Source organism: Vibrio ponticus, assembly GCF_009938225.1.
In the GTDB taxonomy this organism is placed as follows: Bacteria; Pseudomonadota; Gammaproteobacteria; order Enterobacterales; family Vibrionaceae; genus Vibrio; species Vibrio ponticus.
Genome location: NZ_AP019658.1, coordinates 1,124,907 through 1,140,765 on the forward strand (window position 1 = coordinate 1,124,907; position 15,859 = coordinate 1,140,765).

15 protein-coding genes are annotated in these 15,859 nt (G+C 45.3%); 11 read left to right on the forward strand and 4 right to left on the reverse strand.

Annotated elements, in window-relative coordinates; all coding sequences use genetic code 11:
* Window positions 1-15: 15 nt before the first annotated feature.
* Window positions 16-1,188 carry an NO-inducible flavohemoprotein gene (hmpA, locus tag GZN30_RS19185; protein ID WP_075650975.1) on the reverse strand — a complete coding sequence of 391 codons (1,173 nt, stop codon included), beginning with the start codon at window positions 1,186-1,188 and terminating at the stop codon, window positions 16-18.
* A 232-nt stretch (window positions 1,189-1,420) separates the two neighbouring features.
* On the opposite strand from hmpA, the gene norR reads away from it, so the two are divergent.
* From norR to GZN30_RS19230, 9 genes are all read left to right on the forward strand, one after another.
* Complete coding sequence (gene norR, locus GZN30_RS19190; RefSeq protein WP_075650973.1) at window positions 1,421-3,016, forward strand: nitric oxide reductase transcriptional regulator NorR; 1,596 nt, start codon at window positions 1,421-1,423, stop codon at window positions 3,014-3,016.
* Between the two features lie 79 nt (window positions 3,017-3,095).
* A complete protein-coding gene (locus GZN30_RS19195) occupies window positions 3,096-3,455 on the forward strand; it encodes a glutaredoxin family protein (protein ID WP_075650971.1) in 360 nt (119 codons plus the stop codon).
* Between the two features lie 217 nt (window positions 3,456-3,672).
* A complete protein-coding gene (locus GZN30_RS19200; RefSeq protein ID WP_075650968.1) occupies window positions 3,673-4,305 on the forward strand; it encodes an HAD family hydrolase in 633 nt (210 codons plus the stop codon).
* Between the two features lie 30 nt (window positions 4,306-4,335).
* The gene (locus tag GZN30_RS19205) at window positions 4,336-4,953 is read left to right on the forward strand and encodes an NAD(P)H-dependent oxidoreductase (protein WP_075650966.1); all 618 of its coding nucleotides are present in this window, start codon (window positions 4,336-4,338) and stop codon (window positions 4,951-4,953) included.
* Window positions 4,953-6,875 carry a monovalent cation:proton antiporter-2 (CPA2) family protein gene (locus GZN30_RS19210; protein WP_075650964.1) on the forward strand — a complete coding sequence of 641 codons (1,923 nt, stop codon included), beginning with the start codon at window positions 4,953-4,955 and terminating at the stop codon, window positions 6,873-6,875. Before GZN30_RS19205 ends, GZN30_RS19210 begins: the two co-directional genes overlap by 1 nt.
* A gap of 110 nt (window positions 6,876-6,985) precedes the next feature.
* Window positions 6,986-8,314 (forward strand): MATE family efflux transporter, encoded by a 1,329-nt coding sequence (locus tag GZN30_RS19215; protein ID WP_075650962.1) that lies wholly within the window; start codon window positions 6,986-6,988, stop codon window positions 8,312-8,314.
* 193 nt (window positions 8,315-8,507) lie between these two features.
* Complete coding sequence (locus GZN30_RS19220; RefSeq protein ID WP_075650960.1) at window positions 8,508-9,431, forward strand: DMT family transporter; 924 nt, start codon at window positions 8,508-8,510, stop codon at window positions 9,429-9,431.
* 57 nt (window positions 9,432-9,488) lie between these two features.
* Entirely contained in the window at window positions 9,489-10,382 is an 894-nt protein-coding gene (locus GZN30_RS19225) for a DMT family transporter (protein WP_075650958.1), read from the forward strand.
* Window positions 10,383-10,570: 188 nt separating this feature from the next.
* Window positions 10,571-11,185 (forward strand): glutaredoxin domain-containing protein, encoded by a 615-nt coding sequence (locus GZN30_RS19230; protein WP_075650956.1) that lies wholly within the window; start codon window positions 10,571-10,573, stop codon window positions 11,183-11,185.
* Window positions 11,186-11,282: 97 nt separating this feature from the next.
* On the opposite strand, the gene GZN30_RS19235 is transcribed toward GZN30_RS19230, so the two are convergent.
* Window positions 11,283-11,633 (reverse strand): hypothetical protein, encoded by a 351-nt coding sequence (locus GZN30_RS19235; protein ID WP_075650954.1) that lies wholly within the window; start codon window positions 11,631-11,633, stop codon window positions 11,283-11,285.
* A 243-nt stretch (window positions 11,634-11,876) separates the two neighbouring features.
* On the opposite strand from GZN30_RS19235, the gene GZN30_RS19240 reads away from it, so the two are divergent.
* Entirely contained in the window at window positions 11,877-13,736 is a 1,860-nt protein-coding gene (locus tag GZN30_RS19240) for a putative bifunctional diguanylate cyclase/phosphodiesterase (RefSeq protein ID WP_075650952.1), read from the forward strand.
* 55 nt (window positions 13,737-13,791) lie between these two features.
* Here GZN30_RS19240 and GZN30_RS19245 read toward each other — a convergent pair whose 3' ends face one another.
* Window positions 13,792-14,280, reverse strand: a complete 489-nt coding sequence (locus GZN30_RS19245; protein ID WP_075650950.1) for a hypothetical protein — start codon at window positions 14,278-14,280, stop codon at window positions 13,792-13,794.
* Between the two features lie 64 nt (window positions 14,281-14,344).
* Window positions 14,345-14,860, reverse strand: coding sequence for a nicotinate-nicotinamide nucleotide adenylyltransferase (locus tag GZN30_RS19250; protein ID WP_075650948.1), 516 nt, complete (start codon window positions 14,858-14,860; stop codon window positions 14,345-14,347).
* A 114-nt stretch (window positions 14,861-14,974) separates the two neighbouring features.
* On the opposite strand from GZN30_RS19250, the gene nadE reads away from it, so the two are divergent.
* Window positions 14,975-15,802, forward strand: coding sequence for an ammonia-dependent NAD(+) synthetase (gene nadE, locus GZN30_RS19255; RefSeq protein WP_075650946.1), 828 nt, complete (start codon window positions 14,975-14,977; stop codon window positions 15,800-15,802).
* The last annotated feature ends 57 nt before the right edge of the window (window positions 15,803-15,859 follow it).

Here is a 15,859-nt window from a genome sequence, read left to right on the forward strand (position 1 = left end):
AGCTTAAAGATTCACTTATAAATACGCGTGTGGACCAAACACCTCATAGTGGATACGGTCACGAGAAACGCCCATTTGATCGAGCTGTTTTACGGCAAATTCCATAAACGCCACTGGACCACAAAGATAAAACTCACCGTCAGCTAGCGGTAATGAATCAACTTGGGTGAGATTCATCATACCATCTTGATCGCGCAGCCAAACTTGATGCGACCAACCATGTTGACCAATTAAAGCCTCTGTTTCTTGAGCAAAAGTATGCTGTGACTTGGTCTCACAAGCATAGTAGTAGCTAACGTTTTGTTTACCTTCAGCAGCTAAAGTCTGCGCCATCGCTTGAATTGGTGTCGCACCCACACCCGCAGCAATCAGTACTACTGGCTTATCGGTAACTTTATAGAAAAATTCACCCGCTGGTGGGTAAACCATTACTGAATCGCCTGCTTGTAACTCGTTATGTAGGTAATGAGAGACTAGCCCTTGGTACGAACCTTCCGCATCTTGCGTGCCTTCGCGTTTCACCGAAATGCGGTAGCTGGTGCCATTTGACGCTTGTGACAACGAATATTGACGGATCTCAACATGCTCACGGTGAGTCGGTTTAACTTCAATACCCAAATATTGACCCGGTTCGAACTCAGCAATTGGCTCGCCATCGACAGGGCGCAGTTCAAAACTGGTGACCAAATCCGACTCAGGTGTTTTTTTGTAGATGACAAACTCACGAGCACCACGCCAACCACCATTGGTATTCTCATTCGCCTGGTAGATCTCTTCTTCACGATTAATAAACACTTGTGCCAAGAACAGATAAGCAGCTGTCCAAGCCTCTTCGACTTCTTGAGTAAAAGCATCTGGCGCAAGTTCGCGCAAAGTCTCAATTAAGTGATGACCCACAATTTGGTAGTGCTCAGCTTGAATATTGAAGCTGGTGTGTTTATGCGCGATACGCTCTACCGCTTGGGTTAGCGCAGAAAGGTTTTCGATATTTTTAGCGTAGGCAGCAATCGCCTCAAACAACGCTACACTTTGACGCCCGGTCTTTTGGTGCGTCATATTGAAGATGTCTTTTAGCTCTGGGTTGTGGCTAAACATACGTTGATAAAAGTGCTGTGTCAGTGCAGGACCTGCACTTTCGAGCAATGGAATAGTGCTTTTAACAACTGCAATATGGTTTTCGTTGAGCATAAGATTTTTTCTCCTGATTATTTTATCCCCAAGCAACGACATAATGCCTGAGGTATTGCTCTCTATCTTTTGTGAGAGCTTAGTCTCCTAGAGCAGGAATGATGCCAAGTTCGAAAATCCCTAAATCATTAGCATTTCATCGAGTTACACCGCTTAAAAGAGTCAAAATGACTACTTTATTTTGAGTCAAAATGACTCTAAAATAACAAATGAACTCATTTAAGGTTAGCTCATGCAAGATATTTCGATTTCCACCTTGCTGGATATGGCAGCAGGATTAGCCAGTGGTCACAACGACCAAGACAGATTCAACAAGTTACTCGATGCGATCCGCAAAGCCGTTCAATGTGACTGCGTTGCCCTACTTGGTCTACAAGGTGATACGTTAGTGCCACTTGCCATTCAAGGTGTGACACGCGATACCTTGGGTCGACGCTTTAAAGTCAGCGACCATCCCCGTTTCGAGTTGATTTGCCAAGCACAAGGAGTGGTGCGTTTTGATGCCGACTCTAATTTACCCGACCCGTTTGATGGCTTGCTCATCGACTACGACGGTGAATTGCCAATGCACGCTTGTATGGGCTTACCGCTCATCTATGCAGAACAACTACTTGGCGTACTCACCTTTGACAGTCTCACGCCAAACGTATTTGATGCGATTCCTGAACGTAGTTTAGATGCGCTCTCGGCAATTGTCGCCTCACACCTTAAGGTGGCATTAACCGTTTCACAGCTTGAACAGCAAGCCAAGCAAACCCAGCAAAAGCTGGAAGAACTCAACCAAGAAGTTTGGGAGCGTGATGGGGGCGAAATCATTGGCGAGAGCACCGCGATGCAAATGCTCAAACAAGACATTTCTGTTGTCGCCCCCTCTGATTTCACCATTTTAATCCATGGCGAGACAGGCGTAGGTAAAGAGCTGGTTGCGAGAAGTCTGCACCATCAATCTTCACGTAGCCACCAGCCATTAATTTACGTTAACTGTGCTGCGATAGCCGAATCCCTAATTGAGAGTGAATTGTTTGGTCACGTTAAAGGGGCATTTACTGGTGCTGACAAATCTCGCTTGGGTAAATTTGCCCTCGCCGATGGCGGCACACTATTTCTCGATGAAATTGGCGAGTTAAGCTTAACCGCACAAAGCAAACTACTGCGCGCACTGCAAAACAATGAAATCCAGCCAGTGGGACAAGACTCGGTTCAAAGCATTAATGTCCGTGTGCTTGCTGCAACCAACCGCGATCTAAAACATGAAGTAGAACAAGGTCGATTCCGCGCTGACCTTTATCACCGCCTCAGCGTCTACCCACTGACTGTACCACCACTGCGAGAACGCGATGAAGATGCGATATTACTGGCGGGGTATTTCCTCGAACAGGCACGCAAAAAGCTCGGCATTGTGCAGCTTAAATTCACCCGCGAGGCACTATTACATCTTCCGCGTTATGACTGGCCGGGTAACGTGCGCGAATTGGAGCATGTGATAAACCGCGCCGCATTAAGAGCGCGTGCACAAAGTAGCAGTACCAACACGGTCTCAGTTAGTGCCATCGACCTTGCTTTAGACCTTTCACTGAATAACAGCATTCATGCCCCTTCATTAGCAACGCAGCCAGAGAAAAGCAGCGCTATACATCAAGTAGAAATCAAAGATCTTCGTCAAGCGACTGATGAGTACCAAGCTACGTTGATCATTGCCGCACTTGAGCACGCTAAATTCAACTGGGCACAAGCGGCAAGAGAGCTTAAAGTCGATCGGGCAAACCTAGTTAGATTAGCCAAGCGCCTCGGCATACAGGTCACCAAGCAGCACAAGATCAACTACTGATGATAAAGATTCTTGTTTATACAATGTAGCTTACTTGTTACAATAGACGGCATAATTATATGAACTAGAAAGGAATGTTATGAAAGTCATCCGCTGGATTTTAGGTCGCATTATTCTTGTATTGAACTTTGTTTTTTCACCTCGTGGTGTGAAACGTTCACCTGAAGCTCAACAGGTGGTTGATCAGAAAGCTGCTCAGCTCGCACTGTATCAATTTGAAGCCTGCCCGTTCTGTGTAAAAGTGCGCCGTGCGATGAAACGTCAGTCGGTACAGTTCGATTTAAGAGATGCGAAGAACAACGCACAACACCGTTCAGAACTTGAAGCCGGTGGCGGTCAAGTCAAAGTACCTTGTCTACGCATTGAAACTGACGAAGGTACTAAGTGGATGTATGAATCTTCGGACATCGTCGCTTATTTAGAAAAAGAGTTTGCCTAAAACCCTCGCAAGCAACTATCTTAAAATCATATAGATATATCCTTTCTACCACATAAAGTAGGAAGGATAAATCAATGACCAGCGCTTATCTCGCCTCTAAGTACAACACAGTAAATGGACACTGTGACGCGGGTTAAGCAAGTGGAATAGCAGCCACTACTCTCAATTGAAAGCGCCTCAAATATAGAGGAGCAGATGGGATAAGGAGCGTGATTTTATGGATAAATTCACCGTAGTACCATTTGAACCACAAAACATCAAAGCGATTGTATTTGACCTGGATAACACCTTAGTTAGTTCCGATATGGACTTTTTCTGGCTACGTGATGAACTCGGTTGCCCAGCCGACCGAGACCTACTCACTTTCACCGAACAAATCACTTGCCCTGACCAACGCGCGATAGCAGAACAGCGCATTCTCGATCACGAACTGGAAGATGCCAAAAGCTCCTACCCTATGCCCGGCTGCGTCACGATACTGCGCTATATCGAGTTTAAAGCACTGCATACCGCAATCATTACCCGTAACTGTTTTGAAGCCGCTTCGGCTAAAGTAAAACACAATAACCTCAATATCGAACGCATCATCAGTCGTGAGCATTTCGCCCCTAAACCCGCTCCTGATGCACTCAACTCTCTTGCCGATGAATGGCAACTTGCCCCTAAAGAAGTCCTGTATGTCGGTGACTACCTTTATGATTTGCAAGCCGCTCATAACGCCAATATGCCCTCCTGTCTAGTCAATCACGGTGTTGAAAAGCCTTTTGAGCACCAAGCTTCTGTTGTGGTTCCACACTTAAATGACTTAACCGTGTTGCTAAATTTAGACAATCCGAGTAACAATAGGTAACAATTTCAATAATATGGTAGGAAGCCAACAATGCCTAAAAATAAAGTGCTGGTTTTATACGCTCATCCGTCCCAACATCGTTCGGAAGTAAACCAGCCACTCTTCGATGCTGCCAAAAATATTGAAGGTGTTACCACCGTTGATCTTTATTACGAATACCCAAGCTACAACATCAATATCGACCGCGAACAAAAGCGCTTAGTCGATCACGATGTGATCATATTCCAATTCCCACTTTACTGGTACTCTACGCCAGCGATGCTCAAAGAGTGGCAAGACTTGGTATTGGAATATGGCTTTGCCTACGGCAGCCAAGGTACTGCGCTCAAAGGAAAACGCTTTTTATGCGCTCTATCAGCTGGCGGGCGAGCAGACGCCTATCAAACTGAAGGCTACAACCACTTCACCATTCGTGAATTGCTCTACCCAATGGAGCAAATGGCGGCGTTAACCGGGATGAAGTATATGGCGCCTCTTGCGTTGTTTGGCGCTCGTACTGCTAAGGAAGAAGGTCGCATCGCACAGCATGTCGAGCGTTGGAAAAAATTACTCAATGCACTAGTTAACGATCAGTTTGACTACAAACGTGCTTACGAAGTTGAAAAGCTCAATCCATACCTCAAGCAACTGATCTTAGGAGATAAATAATGACAGGTTATTTTCTGCAAGCTTTTATCTACCTAGTGGCAGCTGTGATTGCAGTGCCAATCGCCAAACGTCTTGGTTTAGGCTCCGTGCTGGGTTACCTAATTGCAGGTGTTGTGATTGGTCCAATTATCGGTTTAGTCGGTGAAGAAACCACCACTATTCAACACTTCGCTGAATTTGGCGTGGTGATGATGCTGTTCTTGGTTGGCTTAGAGCTTGAACCTAAAATGCTGTGGAACATGCGCAATCGCCTGTTGGGTTTAGGTGGTCTGCAAGTTGGCTTAACAGCCGCTGCCGTAATGGGTATCGCGCTGGTATTTAAACAGCCTTGGACTATCGCGCTGGCTATCGGTTTGATCTTCGCTCTATCATCAACTGCAATTGTCTTACAGACCTTTAACGAAAAGGGCTTAACCCGCACCGAAGGCGGACAAAATGCCTTCTCGGTACTGCTATTCCAAGACATTGCTGTGATCCCAATGCTGGCGTTTATTCCCCTGCTGGCACTGCCAGAATTAGTCGAGAAAGCACAAAGCGCCGCCGCAACTGCCGCAGAGCATCATGAGGAATTGAGCTTAGTTGCGGGACTGCCGGGTTGGGGCTATGCCCTGGTGATTGTTGTTTCGATTGTGGGGCTAGTCGTTGGTGGGCATTACTTAAGCCGTCCACTATTTCGCTTTGTTGCCAGCTCAGGTTTGCGTGAAATCTTTACCGCTACCGCACTAATGCTAGTTGTGGGCATTGCTGCACTAATGAGCCTAGTGGGTCTTTCACCTGCGTTAGGCACATTCCTCGCTGGTGTCGTTTTGGCAAACAGTGAGTTCCGCCACGAACTCGAGTCCAATATCGACCCATTCAAAGGGTTATTGCTTGGCTTGTTCTTCATCACCGTCGGTGCGGGAATTAACTTCGGAATTCTATTTGATGATTTCTTCTTGATCATCGGTTTAACGCTAGGCGTGATGTTACTTAAAGCACTGATACTTTATGTGCTCGCTTTCTGCTTTAGAATTCGCAAAAGTAACCGTTGGCTGTTTACTCTTAGCTTGGCACAAGCAGGGGAGTTCGGTTTCGTACTACTTAGCTTTACCATGCAAAACCATGTTATCCCGCTTGAAATTGCGCAAACCCTTTCCTTGGTTGTGGCGTTATCAATGTTCCTAACCCCGGGGTTATTTATCTTCTTCGATAAAGTGATCTTACCGCGTTATCAACATGCTTCTAATGAAGGTGAAGCGGATCAAATCGATGAGAAAGGCACTGTCATCATTGCGGGTATTGGACGCTTTGGGCAAATCGTTAACCGCCTTTTAGTCGCTAATGGCATCAAAACGGTTGTACTTGATCACCAAGCCGATCAAGTGGACATGGTGCGTCAAATCAATACTAAAGCCTATTTCGGCGATGCCACTCGTCCCGATTTACTCCATACCGCTGGTATCGAAGAAGCCGCAATGGTGGTCGTTGCCATGGATAACCGCGACGCATCATTGGAGCTGGTTAAGTACATTAAGCATACTTATCCAAAAGTGACCATTCTTGCACGTGCGTTTGACCGTGGTGACAGTTATCTGCTTCGCCAAGCGGGCGCGGATATTATTGAGTCTGAAACCTATCACTCTGCGATTGAACTTGGCGCGCATGCGTTGCGTGAATTGGGACAACACCCTTTCCATGTTGAGCAGCAAAAAGCGAGTTACAAACGAGTGGAAGAGAAAAAGTCAGATATGCTTTATCAAGCTTGGCTTGATGATGCTTCTGGTGAACGTTTCGACAACAATTATCGTCAACTGTTTATTCACCTTGAAGAGCAGATCAAACTGGCTCTTGCAACTGATAGAGCGGATAAACACAACAATGATGAGCGTGGTTGGACTCCGCCACCAAAAGGGTATGCAGAGGATTTTAAAGAAAATCTTTAAAGTGTTTTAACCGCTAACTACTCGATTTATGGTGCGAATCAAGTAGACTAATACTATGTTCCTAAGCCGAGGTTATCCTCGGCTTATCTATAATAAGCGCACTGTTATTTATGACGACTTCCCAAACAACATCACTTGCACGTCAACTATTTAATATGACGTGGCCAATGCTATTTGGCGTACTTTCTCTGATGAGCTTCCAGCTTGTTGATAGTGCGTTTATCGGTCAACTTGGTATTTTACCTTTGGCGGCTCAAGGTTTTACTTTACCGATCCAAATGATCATCATCGGCATTCAAGTCGGGCTAGGTATTGCCACTACCGCAGTGATTGCGAAAGCGATTGGCGCAAATAAAACGCGCTATGCGCAGCAACTTGGCGGCTTGGTTATTGTCATGGGTTCCGTCGGCGTAGCGCTATTTGGCGTGCTGATCTATCTATTGCGCGAACCATTGTTATCGTTACTCAGCGCTCCTGACACTGTGTTCCCTATCATCGACAGTTATTGGATTTACTGGCTCATTAGCTCTTGGACTGGTGCCCTACTCTACTTTTTCTACAGCGTTTGTCGAGCTAACGGTAACACCATGCTACCAGGTACGTTGATGATGGTAACCAGCCTAATCAACCTTGCGCTCGATCCGCTATTCATCTTTACCTTTGATCTTGGTATCAATGGGGCAGCCATTGCAACCATCGTCGCCTTTGGCATCGGCATTCTTGTCGTTGCGCCAAAAGTCACCCGCAAGCAATGGATCTGTTTCGACTGGCATGATCTTGATTTACCCGCCAGTCTAAAATCGATTGGTAATATCATGGGTCCGGCAATGATAAGCCAATTGTTACCGCCGCTCTCTTCAATGCTGGCAACCAAACTACTGGCTGGTTATGGCACCGCAGCTGTCGCTGCGTGGGCACTAGGCTCGCGCTACGAGTTCTTTGCCATCGTATCTGTACTCGCCCTGACTATGTCGATGCCACCGATGGTTGGGCGTCTTTTAGGTGCAAATAAAATCAACGAAATCCGCCAACTGGTGATCATCGCGTGTAAATATGTGCTGGCATCCCAACTTGTCATCGCATTAATCACATTTTTGAGCAGTGGCTTCCTTGCCCGCTTGATGACCAGTGATATTAAAGTTGAACAAATTTTAGACTGGCACTTAATGATCGTTCCTTTCAGCTTGGGACCGCTTGGTATTTGCATGCTGATGGTTTCGATCAACAACGCGCTGGGCAAATCTTATACCGCGCTCACCATTTCGGCACTGCGCCTGTTTGCTTTCTTCCTCCCTTGCTTATGGGTGGGGTCAACCCTTGCTGGCATCGAGGGCATCTTCTGGGGAGCACTTATTGGTAATATTGCCGCTGGCACTTGCGCTTGGTTTATGTACCAAAATGCCGTCTCCCAAGTTGAGCAACGAGTTGAATTAAAATAAGTTGCATTATTTTTAACCAAACGTTAACCTAAATTTTCGCAAATTAGGATGTTCGCTATGCAATTTTCGTTTACTTACCTTTGGCTCCTTCTCCTCAATGCCTGTAGCCGGTAGGTAAACCTATGCCTGGCTACGAGTATGTAGCCAGCTTGCATTAACTCGTAGCCTCTTTTTTACAACAAGGAACGAGTTAATGACCCAACAACAGCAAAGTTTATTGATCCCCAGAATCACTTCACAGCATCAAATTGGCTTATTGTGCGCCTTTATTGGCTGTCTGTTGTTTTCGCTCAAACCTATCTTGGTCAAGCTCGCCTATCAAGCCGGAGGAGACGCTGCCTCTATCATGGCATTACGCGCATTGAGCTCTCTGCCACTCTATTTATTCACTTTAATTTACCTATGCCGTAACGCCGCGAATCGCAGCAAGATTCGCCAGTCTGGTTTTGCCGCGGCAGGTATCGGTATTCTTGGCTATTACGTCGCCAGTTATCTTGATATCTCTGCTCTGGCATTTATCTCCGCTCAATTGGAACGCTTGCTAATCTTCTTGTTCCCCTCTTTTGTGGTTTTGATTAGCTGGGTGGTTTACAAACAAGTCCCGACTAAAGCCGCGGTTGGTGCAACGGTCATCGGTTATGCGGGTACTGCCCTTATTCTTGCCCACGATTTCCAAACGTTGGGAAGCTCAGTAACGTTAGGTGCAGTCCTTGCCATTGCCTCAGCGTTTGTATTTGCGATTTACTTAGTCGCAAGCAAGCCCTTAATCGGTCATTTGGGGAGCTCTTTGTTTACCAGTATTGGTATGGGAAGTGCGGGTGTGGCGATTTTGATCCACCTCTATATCAGCGGCGCACAAGTTGCAGACTGGTCGTTAGAGTTAATTACCATCGGCGTCGTACTCGGCATTGTCTGTACTGTGCTGCCGTCCTATTTTGTCGCGGCAGGAATGGCGAGGCTCTCTCCGACTCAATTGAGTTTGACCAATAATGCCGGACCAGCAATTACTGCGATATTTGCCGTACTGATACTGGGGGAATTGTTCACAATTTGGCACGCAATCGGTCTTGTTTTGGTCATATTCTCAGTAGTTCTAATAAATCGTTCAAAAAATTAGAGAGTTCTAAACCATTAAGTCGTATGATCCACAAACCTTTTTCGAGTATCCGTTTTTATGAGCAGTAATCACCACCCAATTAAAGGCGCAAGCTGGATGCTAACCGCAGGTCTCGCTTTCGCAATTGTAAATAGCTTGGCTCAAGTAGCCAGTATCAACCATGGTCTTTCTTCGACGACGGTCGCTTTGGTTCAATATGCCATCGCACTTGTGGTTATCTTGCCATATTTAAAAACACTCGGTATTCGCCAATCGCTTAGAACCCAAAAGCTAGGCTGGCATGTGTTCCGCGTCTTTCTATCCGTAATTGGTATTCAACTTTGGCTGTGGGCTCTTGCTTACCCGGTACCAATTTGGCAAGGCATCGCCTTGTTAATGACCTCTCCTCTATTCGCGACCATTGGCTCTGGGCTGTTTTTAAAAGAGAAAGTGGGAGCGGCGCGTTGGGGCGCAACCTTGACGGGTTTTGTTGGCGCAATGATCATCTTAGAGCCATGGTCTGATGATTTTAACTGGGCAACGCTACTGCCTGTCGGCGCGGCTTTTTTCTGGGCTTGCTATTCTTTGATGGTGAAAAAGCTTTCTTCTGACGATTCACCTTCAACCATGGTGGTTTACCTACTGATCCTCATTACACCATTCAATATCTTGTTGGCAATTCCAGAATGGAGCACGCCTTCGGGGCTCAACGTTTGGTTGATTTTGCTTGCTGCTGGCGCTGCGACAGCATTAGCGCAATGGGCTATCGTTAAAGCTTACTCTGTCGCTGATGCATCATTTGTGCAGCCTTTTGACCACGCGAAATTACCGCTGAACGTACTTGCCGGTTGGGTGGTATTTGGTTGGGTGCCACCAGGTCGTTTATGGCTTGGCGCAGCGATTATCATTGCTTCGGTCGCCTTCATCACTCAGTGGGAAGCACGTAAACCGCGAGTAACGCAATCTAAATAACTTATTCATTGCTGAAAGAAAATCTCTCGCGGGTCGTTCTACTTAAATAACAAGAATTTTGGGGTGATGCACAATTCACCAAAGTGAACCAAACTCACCCCAAATCAGTAAACGAACTTAACTGCAGTTTGGCTAAGGCGAGAGATACCATCCAAGCGCCTCGCTAAAGAACCTTTAGGGAGATCACCATGACGACACCAATCAAAATTACGCTTTATCGCTGGGCTGGAAGTTGGGGACCATTTAAAGTCAACATTCCTTGTGGTGAATGCACTTTAACTAAAGATATTCTCCAAGATACCTTCGATAACGAACTCGCCGGCATTCCAATCGAGCTTGAAGTAAAAGATTGGCTTTCTCACTGGTGGGAACCACTGAAACTGGGCGCTTGGCACGCACCGATTCTAGTGGTTGAAGGTAAAGTAATTAGCCAAGGTGAAGCGTTAAACCGTGGAGTCTTAGTACAATCGGTGATCCAAAACTGGACCAAGCAAGATACGCTCAAAGGCAATATTGTTTACGGAAAAGCGACTTGCCCATTCTGCGTGAAAGCAAAAAAAATGCTTGATGATGCAGGAATTGAATACCAATACCATGACGTAGTTAAAGAGAGCGCCGCGCTGTATCGCATGATCCCTGAAGTGAAAGCCATCATTGGTATGAAAACACCGGTGACCGTACCACAAATTTGGCTTGATGGGCATTACATCGGTGGAGCAGATAATCTAGAAGCGTGGATTGAAAAAAAGGGGCTGAATAAAGTGCCCGACAATGTCGTCAATCTCGAAGCTAATCAAGGTTAAGCAGCTTTGTTTCTAATACCTCTGCGTCAAATACCATAAACAAACAACCCCAGCACTGGCTGGGGTTGTTTGTTACTAATTACGCTATATTGCAAAATTAGCCGCGCTTAGGCTGCTGGTAAGTCTTACCTGCTGCTTGATAGGTGTCTTTACGCTTCACTTCAAACATTGCGTCAAAGAACCATGCCACAAAACGAATTACGTCATCACCTTCATTCATTACATGCTCAACGAACTCTTGCTCTTCGCCTTGTTCGTTTTCATGCGTAGTAACGTGATAAATGCGTTTTTCGCCTTCAACTTCTGCTAACGCAAATTGACCTGCTAGTGATTCCGCCGCTTCCGCAACTTCTTGATCATCACTGGCTTTGAAAATCGCAAGTGCTTGAGGCAGGTTTTCTTGCTGGCAAGCTTCTTTCACCAATGCTTCGAACTGTTTATGTTCCATTGTGTCACCTAACTGGCTTTGTTCATTGTAATCGGCGGCATTGTATACCTAACTGACTGTTTGAGGCTAGCTTCCTCATCAATCAACTAATAGCTCAGCATTGCCCTAGTCCTTTTGTCTGAATCACTTCCCTCTGTTGATAAAAACACGACACAGTTTGAAAAAATATGCCACCTGTACCATATTTACACCTAAGACATACAAAACTAAGTGACAAAGATCACGTGTCAAAGGAGATGTCAGGTGGCAGAAAACAACATCCCAACGTCGCACTTTATCGACGTAGAAACCATCAACCGCATTGTCGCGCTTGATGGACATGAACTACTGCATCAAGTCACAATGCTGCTGCATCGTGAATTTGGTAGTCAGTGCACTTGCGTGGTTGAACTGGATAAACTTAACTTTTTTGCTCAAACGCTCTCTTATTCATGCCAACAAACGATTCAAACTCCATTTTGCTATTCGTTGGTTGGAACGCCCTGCCACGAAGTGAGCAAATCTAATCAACTGTTTCTCATGTTCAGTGAAAATGTCGCTCAAGATTTCCCTCAAGACGTGTTTCTAGCAGAAAATGGCATCGAGGCTTATTTGGGTATCCCGCTCAAAGCTAATAACGGCGAAAACCTTGGCATATTACTGTCTACTTTCACGACTCCGCTCAGTCAATTAGACGAAGAAAGCCAAAGTCGCTTAATCTACTACCACACATTTTTTGCTAACATCATTGTCCATAGTCTACGCGCTAAATGGTTTTCTGCCCGTTCGGATAGTTTAGTCAACCAACTGAGTTATGAGATTTCTCATGATGCGCTAACCGGTTTACTTAATCGCCGTCGTCTCTCGGATATGTTGGAACACTACTCAGATACAACCAATGAGCCGTTGACGCTGGTTTATATCGATATCGACAACTTCAAATCAATCAATAACTTATACGGTAACTATATCGGTGATCAGGTTATTAAGTTTGTTGGGTTGAGTGTTGAAGAAGCTTTGCCTGAGAAAAACCATGCTTTTCGCATTTCAGGCGATGAATTTGCCTTTATCACCTTCTCTAGTGACCCTTTGACCATTTGCCAAAACATTACTGCGAAATTACGTAACGGGTACAAAGATTCGTCACACAATATAAAGATCAGTGCCAGTATTGGCTTAGCCTGTAAGTCAGATAAAAGCTTGTCGGCAGACCAGTTGATGCTCAATACCTCTTTAGCTTTGAAGGATTGTAAGCAAACGCACAACAACCAAATTCAAAGTTATGATATTCACCTTAGCGATCAATATTATCGCCGCACTATGGTGATTGACGCGCTGAGAAATGAGCTCGATAAGTCCAACACAGAAGAGAGTGAAATATACGTACTGCTGCAACCTATCGTCTCAATCAAAGATAACTCTTGGAACTATTTTGAAACTCTCGCGCGTTGGCAGAGTAAAACTCTGGGTGCGATATCACCAATAGAATTTATTGAAGCAGCAGAGCAATCCGGATTAATTATAGAGCTAGGCGAGCGAATTGTTGAGTTGGCATGTAAAGCCAAGCATGACGTTGAGCAAGGTCTCGATTACAAAGTGAGACTAAGCCTGAACTGCTCAGCCCATGAATTAGCCGATTCAGCGCGTTATATGCGCCATTTAAATAGCTCAATCGCCAAATACCACTTTCATCCCGATGAGTTTACTATCGAATTAACTGAAACCGTGCTGCTCTCTCGCACTAACGAAGTTCGTTACATACTTGATACTTTGAGAGAACAAGGGTTTACTGTCGCGCTAGATGACTTTGGTACCGGTTATTCAAGCTTAAATTACATTCATAGCTACCCAATCGATACTATCAAGATCGATGCAACTTTCGTACGCAATATCCTATTTAATGAAACAGCTGAAAGAGTGGTAAATCTGATCATTCAGCTTGCTAAGCAGCTCAATGTGAGTCTCATTGCTGAGGGGGTAGAAACAGAAGCTGAGCTGCAAAAGCTCACCATCATGGGGTGCACTCAAATCCAAGGCTACTACTTTTCTCGCCCTGAAAAACCAAGTGTCATCATCTCACATGTGCAGAAAACCATTGAACAGTCGCTGTTCCAGGGAGACTAAATGGCGTGTGGATCTGCTTGACCACACGCTATTTGACAACCAAAATGAAGGCAGACTAAAACGGCACCTCAACCTGCATCATGACGTTATCTTGTTCGTCTTCATGCCACATATAATCAAACCTTAAACGTGGCTCTCCGAGCTTTTTCTCACCAAAACCAACACTAAACTGCAAACCATGGTTCATCAGCCACTCTTGTGTCGTCAGTTCTTCTTCATCTTCGAATTCGGTTGGCGACCAAACACCAATGCCAAAATAACTGTCTGAATAATGTTGGCTTAAAAATGGATTGGATTCTGTCTTTAACACCCAATCCGACCAATACCCCTCATAATCTTTTCGCGGGGCATTTCCCAACGAATCATAGTCCAAATGATTGTTTCTTGGCGCATTCAATGAGGGCTCTTTTGGGCTGCAATCAGTAAACACTGAGGTTGTTTCCGCAGATAGACCGTTATCGCGAACCCCATAATACTCGTATTCACAAGCGAAAATACTCGCTGAAAGAAGACTAAAAACAAGCGCGAAGCTTATCTTTGTCATATCGACCTCTAACTTTGTTATTATTGTTTGAACTATACACACTTAGGTGCTTATCACAGTATATTTAGTAGTAACTGTTTTCAGTTAAAATTTTGCAAACTTTTTCGGTTGTTAGGTGATTTATAGACTGCTTTTGCTGTAAAGCCAAGCGAATGTCCGTGCTGCGTACATTCACTCTTTCCGGGCAAGCCATAACAAACCATCGTTTGGCGATTTCTTGCGCATTGTAGAACTTCGCAAAACTAAAAAAGTTATCTGGACCCATAACAAAGGTTAATTCCGCTTCAGGGTATTTCTCTTGTAGTGCTGAGAGCACGGCAAAAGTTGTCACGGGCTGATTAGACTGAGCAAAAAGCTCTTGCTCGATGGTACAACACTCCAGATTAGCTAAAGCAAGATCCTCAATGAAAGCATAAATAAGATCGACTCGAATTGAGTAGTCCAACATCTCCTTTCCCCAAGCATGAGCAATGCTCGGCAATAACAGCACTCGATCAAAATGACCAAGAGACTCTATAACGCTGCGATGACCTAAGCTTGGTGGGTTAAACGCACTACCAAATACAGCGATTTTTGTCATTTTTTGTCCTTGTATGAGATGAATTCCGTGATCTCGGTTTTCTATTTACTGGTTTTCGGTATGATACTAACTATACCTTATGATTTATATAACAATGCTGCAGGAAGAATACTAATGGAACAGTTGATTCGCGATGAAATGCGCGTTCTACCGTCGATTGACCCTCATTTTGAAATCACTCGCCGTGTTGATTTCATCAAACGCAAACTAACCGAAGCTGGCTGTAAGTCACTTGTACTTGGTATCAGCGGTGGCGTTGACTCAACCACATGTGGTCGCTTAGCACAACTGGCAGTAGACCAGTTGAACGAAGAGCAAGGTGGTGGTTACCAATTTATCGCCGTTCGCCTTCCATATGGTGAGCAACAAGACGAAGACGAAGCGCAGCTCGCTCTGCAGTTTATTCAGCCAACACACTCTGTTTCAGTAAACATCAAACCAGGTGTTGACGGTTTGCATGCCGCTTCACATGTTGCGCTTGAAGGCACAGGTCTTATTCCTCAAGACAAAGCGAAAGTCGACTTTGTTAAGGGCAACGTCAAAGCGCGTGCTCGTATGGTCGCTCAATATGAAATCGCCGGTTATGTGGGTGGCTTAGTGCTCGGCACTGACCACTCTGCTGAAAACATCACGGGTTTTTACACTAAATTTGGTGATGGCGCGTGTGATATGGCGCCCCTGTTTGGCTTAAGCAAGCGCCAAGTGCGTGAAGTAGCAGCAACTCTTGGTGCACCAGAGCAACTGGTACAAAAAGTACCGACCGCAGACCTTGAAGAGTTAGCACCACAAAAAGCCGACGAAGATGCGCTAAACCTGACGTACGAACAGATTGATGACTTCCTTGAAGGCAAACCAGTTTCTGCAGAAGTATCTGAGCGCCTAGTGAAGATCTATCAAATCACTCAGCACAAGCGTAAGCCGATTCCGACGATTTACGATTAAGCGTCAAATTTTGATGAAACCGGTCAATCCAGAATCACAAAGGGAGCCAATGGCTCC

Bases quoted from the DNA above. Each gene is read 5' to 3' on its own strand.
- norR (WP_075650973.1), top strand. From the start codon at position 1,421: ATGCAAGATATTTCGATTTCCACCTTGCTGGATATGGCAGCAGGATTA.
- GZN30_RS19210 (WP_075650964.1), top strand. From the start codon at position 4,953: ATGACAGGTTATTTTCTGCAAGCTTTTATCTACCTAGTGGCAGCTGTG.
- GZN30_RS19230 (WP_075650956.1), top strand. From the start codon at position 10,571: ATGACGACACCAATCAAAATTACGCTTTATCGCTGGGCTGGAAGTTGG.
- GZN30_RS19225 (WP_075650958.1), top strand. From the start codon at position 9,489: ATGAGCAGTAATCACCACCCAATTAAAGGCGCAAGCTGGATGCTAACC.
- GZN30_RS19205 (WP_075650966.1), top strand. From the start codon at position 4,336: ATGCCTAAAAATAAAGTGCTGGTTTTATACGCTCATCCGTCCCAACAT.
- GZN30_RS19250 (WP_075650948.1), bottom strand. From the start codon at position 14,860: ATGACAAAAATCGCTGTATTTGGTAGTGCGTTTAACCCACCAAGCTTA.
- GZN30_RS19195 (WP_075650971.1), top strand. From the start codon at position 3,096: ATGAAAGTCATCCGCTGGATTTTAGGTCGCATTATTCTTGTATTGAAC.
- GZN30_RS19215 (WP_075650962.1), top strand. From the start codon at position 6,986: ATGACGACTTCCCAAACAACATCACTTGCACGTCAACTATTTAATATG.
- GZN30_RS19245 (WP_075650950.1), bottom strand. From the start codon at position 14,280: ATGACAAAGATAAGCTTCGCGCTTGTTTTTAGTCTTCTTTCAGCGAGT.
- GZN30_RS19235 (WP_075650954.1), bottom strand. From the start codon at position 11,633: ATGGAACATAAACAGTTCGAAGCATTGGTGAAAGAAGCTTGCCAGCAA.
- GZN30_RS19220 (WP_075650960.1), top strand. From the start codon at position 8,508: ATGACCCAACAACAGCAAAGTTTATTGATCCCCAGAATCACTTCACAG.
- nadE (WP_075650946.1), top strand. From the start codon at position 14,975: ATGGAACAGTTGATTCGCGATGAAATGCGCGTTCTACCGTCGATTGAC.
- GZN30_RS19200 (WP_075650968.1), top strand. From the start codon at position 3,673: ATGGATAAATTCACCGTAGTACCATTTGAACCACAAAACATCAAAGCG.
- hmpA (WP_075650975.1), bottom strand. From the start codon at position 1,188: ATGCTCAACGAAAACCATATTGCAGTTGTTAAAAGCACTATTCCATTG.